Origin of the sequence: Cupriavidus mimosae (genome assembly GCF_023952485.1) — a bacterium.
Lineage (GTDB): Bacteria > Pseudomonadota > Gammaproteobacteria > Burkholderiales > Burkholderiaceae > Cupriavidus > Cupriavidus taiwanensis_C.
Map to the genome: position 1 here is coordinate 1 of NZ_JALHRY010000053.1, position 3,929 is coordinate 3,929.

Annotated in this window: 5 protein-coding genes; 4 read left to right on the forward strand and 1 reads right to left on the reverse strand. The window is 53.6% G+C overall.

Annotated elements, in window-relative coordinates:
- Window positions 1-116: 116 nt before the first annotated feature.
- Window positions 117-1,133, reverse strand: a complete 1,017-nt coding sequence (locus MKD50_RS30055) for a 1-aminocyclopropane-1-carboxylate deaminase (RefSeq protein WP_018003670.1) — start codon at window positions 1,131-1,133, stop codon at window positions 117-119.
- Between the two features lie 243 nt (window positions 1,134-1,376).
- On the opposite strand from MKD50_RS30055, the gene MKD50_RS30060 reads away from it, so the two are divergent.
- From MKD50_RS30060 to MKD50_RS30075, 4 genes are all read left to right on the forward strand, one after another.
- Window positions 1,377-1,826, forward strand: coding sequence for an Lrp/AsnC family transcriptional regulator (locus tag MKD50_RS30060; RefSeq protein WP_018003671.1), 450 nt, complete (start codon window positions 1,377-1,379; stop codon window positions 1,824-1,826).
- Window positions 1,827-2,317: 491 nt separating this feature from the next.
- Window positions 2,318-2,926 carry a hypothetical protein gene (locus MKD50_RS30065; RefSeq protein ID WP_025586805.1) on the forward strand — a complete coding sequence of 203 codons (609 nt, stop codon included), beginning with the start codon at window positions 2,318-2,320 and terminating at the stop codon, window positions 2,924-2,926.
- 72 nt (window positions 2,927-2,998) lie between these two features.
- On the forward strand, window positions 2,999-3,544 hold the full coding sequence (locus tag MKD50_RS30070; protein WP_081610655.1) for an ankyrin repeat domain-containing protein: 546 nt from the start codon (window positions 2,999-3,001) through the stop codon (window positions 3,542-3,544).
- An 11-nt stretch (window positions 3,545-3,555) separates the two neighbouring features.
- Entirely contained in the window at window positions 3,556-3,798 is a 243-nt protein-coding gene (locus MKD50_RS30075; RefSeq protein WP_081610656.1) for an FmdB family zinc ribbon protein, read from the forward strand.
- The last annotated feature ends 131 nt before the right edge of the window (window positions 3,799-3,929 follow it).

The following is a 3,929-nucleotide window of genomic DNA, read 5'->3' on the forward strand; positions in this document are numbered from 1 at the left end:
CTACCGCGATGAGTACTTCAGCAGCCTGCTAAGCTGCCAGACAATTTGCGATGGTGTTGTCCGCATATCCACTCTGCCCTCGATTCGCAATCAGCCCCTGCTTCTGAGCGGAATTCTTAACCACCTCGGAATAGGAAGCTGTACGCGCTTAGAGCTGGCGCGCCGCCTAGGTGGACGTATAGCACTCTTGAGCCTTTAGGAAATTCACCACCACGGACCATATCGATCAATGCGTGCATAGACTTACCCTCATACACTGGATCAGTCATTATGCCTTCATACCTGGCGCACGAACGGATTGCTTCGAGCGTACCTTCGGATGGTAGCCCGTACTCCGGTCCGCCGTAACGCGTGTCGAGCACGATGTCAGCATCAGTAATCTCGCGACCTAGGTCGACAAGCTGTGCGGTGTGGCGCGCGATTCGCACAATTTGCTCCCGAGTATGCTCGGGCCTTGCCGAAGCATCAACGCCAATCACGCGATTGGCGCGTCCTTCATCTGCAAAACCGACTGCCATGCCGGCTTGTGTGCTACCCGTAACAGAGCACAACAGGATATAGTCAAAGCGGAAGCCAAGTTCCGCCTCTTGCTCCCGAACTTCCTCGGCGAATCTAACAAAACCCAAGCCACCCAGGGGATGTTCAGAGCAACCAGCGGGAATCGGATATGGTTTTCCTCCATCATGAAGCACACTTTCTATTGCCTCTTTCCAGCTCTTTCGTATTCCGATATCGAAACCGTCGCCAACTAGGCGTACGTCAGCTCCCATAATGCGCGACATCTGGATATTCCCCACCCGGTCATAGACGGCGTCCGAGTAGTTAACCCAGTTTTCCTGGACCAGAACGCACTTGAGTCCAAGATGTGCTGCTACCGCCGCCACTTGCCTTGTCTGATTAGACTGTATGCCTCCAATCGACACCAGCGTGTCGGCACCCTGCTCTAGCACATCGGGAATCAAGTATTCAAGTTTTCGGGTTTTGTTTCCTCCAAAAGCTAGCCCACTATTACAGTCCTCACGCTTTGCGTATAGCCGGACCTGTCCTCCGAGATGCTCGCTCAGTCGCCTTAGAGGATGGATGGGGGATGGGCCAAATGTCAATGGGTAACGGGGAAAGCATTCGATCTTCATGGCGGAGCTCCGGCGTGATGGTAAGTTGTACTCGCGAGGGCAATTCGGGGACACTTTCTCTTGGATTATTTCCCAGTTCACAAACGAATTGACTCGAAAATGGAACGCGCGAGGCACTCTTGCAAAGCTCGCCAAATTTGAGCACCATAAAAGAATTGACTTCAATTTTTCGCGCATGAAAACCATGGGAACCACAACATTTCACACGACCACCCAACGCTAAGGTAAGCGTTGATGCACTAGATGGTATTGACAATCTTGAGAGCCATGCAGCAAGACGCATCGATCTCAAACCTGGCGCTGGCAGCGCATCTCAATCTAAGCCCGCCGGCGTGCTCTCGGCGCGTTGAACGACTCGAGAGGACTAGCCTCATCCGTAGCATCGTGGCGCTGCTGAATCCGGTGAAGCTAAGAGTTGGCATGCTGGTATTGATTCGCGTGGTCCTGGAACGTGCCACTCCCGAGTCCTTTTCGAAGTTTGAGGAGGCCGCGAGAAAAGTCACAGGCTGCATGGAATGCCATGTAGTAGCTGGGGAGTTCGACTATTTCATGATGGTCCGGACTCGGGATAGCGAGAGCTTTAACAGACTGCATTCTGAGCAACTTCTATACCTGCCCGGTGTACGACAACTCCGCTCCTTCATGACGCTCAAGGAAGTCCTATCGAGCACCCAGCTTCCGATTTTGATCTGAAGCGACTGTCGGTAAGTTTCAGCATCTGTTCAGGTCGGCTTGTAAAAAGCTACGCTGGCCATGTACTGCTTGGTTCCGGAGACAGGGCGGTGGCGTGCTTAGCCACTAGCAGCGCCTGAGCTCGAGGGCCTACCCGCGTCGCGTAACACTATTGCCGAAACTGAGCGCTTGCCTTTCGTTCTTCGGCCACTGCACAGTGGTTGTTGCGCCCCAGTTCAGTCGGTTTCCTCGTCGCGTTTCTCGGCATCAGTGGTTTCTCAATTTTGGCGTGAGCGTGTAGTGCCATGTACCTTTTTTCAGTGGCCTTTAAGACAAACATCTGCTCCTTTTGTCGCGAATGACACCTCGCTACTCGTCGAGTAGCCTGCCCGCATACCATCTCAGCATATTTTTTGCTGGTACGGAAGTTGCGAAGGTCTTAGCGGTCGCGTCGCTCCATACGCAACGTTTCGGTTAGTGTGGAGTGCCTTTGCTTGAAAGGAGGAATATGTATGACCGCTACACCTGTTCGTGATGAACTCGCCGACAACCCGTTCGCACGTCTCCAACACGAAGGGCGTCTTCTCAATGCAGTCTTCAAGGGTCGAACGACGAAGCCAAGGCGCGTTGGTTTTCGGGGCGAACTCGCGCTCCGCTTCGCCCCGCGGCTCGCCGACGAGGCACGGCCACCCGAACTGTGTTGCGAGCAGGTGATGGCTGTAGCCCATGCGGGTGATTCTCAGCTGCCATTCTTTTGCGGCTGGCTCTTGAGTTTCGAGCACTTACGGGACGTCGCCGAAGTGTTGGGTGACGCCTTGCACGCGCGCGGGAAGTACTTCCTTTTCTGCGACAATATCGATCTGACTAAGCGGTACCAAGTACCGTATAGGGGAGCAATGTTCTATGTACTGCCGATCGTTGAGTCCACTGTGTACAACGAGATGCTGGAGCTTCTGTACTTGGAAAAAAATGAGCTAAAAAAGCAAAGTACGGCAGCGAAGTTAGATGCTATAGCCGACGCCGGTTGCCGATTCGATTTGCCCTTTGACATTATCAGCTATGAAGAAGGAATCGAAGTAATGGGTCCGGTGCGCAATCCACATGAGAATCGACCAGTCTGACGTTTTTCATTGTGGCCTCTTGAAGTGTGACAATTCGTCTAACGGGATACAAAGATACAACCGGAGTGCAAGATGTCCCTGGAGAACACGATTGCCCCGTACGAGATCATAGGTGCTGAACGCCCCCGAAGTATCGAAGTATCGTGGAAAAGCCGTAGGCATGCGCCCCTTGTGATATGGCTGTCCAAGCATGGCTTCCACGACGCAGATTCAGTTGGCGTAAATGGCGTCACGCCGCTGATGGAGGCAGCGCTAGAGGGGAATGACCACATTGTCGCGACTTTGCTCTATGAGGGTGTACCTGTCGGCATGCTAGACGATGAAGAAAATAGTGCGCTCTGGTATGCGTGTTTGAACGGTTCGCCCAAAACCGTCCTCAGGTTAATCGAGGCCGGCCTCGAAATCGATCACACAAACGGAGATGACCTCACGTGTCTAATGCAGGCCGCTTCAAGTGGCCGGCTTGACGTTATGAGATTTTTGATGTCGCTAGGAGCAAATGAAAGGCTCGTAGCACCCGACGGGCGAAACGCCCTGGAAATGATGACTGATTGCGTAATGCGGAATGGCATCGACCATCGAACAAAGGCCATTCCGTTGGATACTAATTTTCTATGAAGAAGAGGCCGATGCCGCTATACGACTATGTCTGCTGCCAATGCGGTCTACGCTACGAAACGCTTGTACGCGCTAGCCAAAAGCCCGTGTGCCCGCAATGTGGCAGCGTGAGACTGACTAGGCAAGTCTCTGCGCCGTCCCCTCCCCTGAGTAGCAAGTCGCTCATCGCAGCCGCACGTCGGCAGGCGGCAAAGGAAGGACATTTCAGCAATTACACAGCGGAGGAACAACGGGAACTCCTTCGCCGGAGCTGAAAGAAAGAGGGGGACGACCGACACGTACGCCAGAGAGAGGCCGCTCACTTTCGCGAAGCCTTGCAACGATCCTCACGCCACCGCGCTCTTGGGCCGTCTTCTCCTCATATACGGATTTGAATGGCGATTGA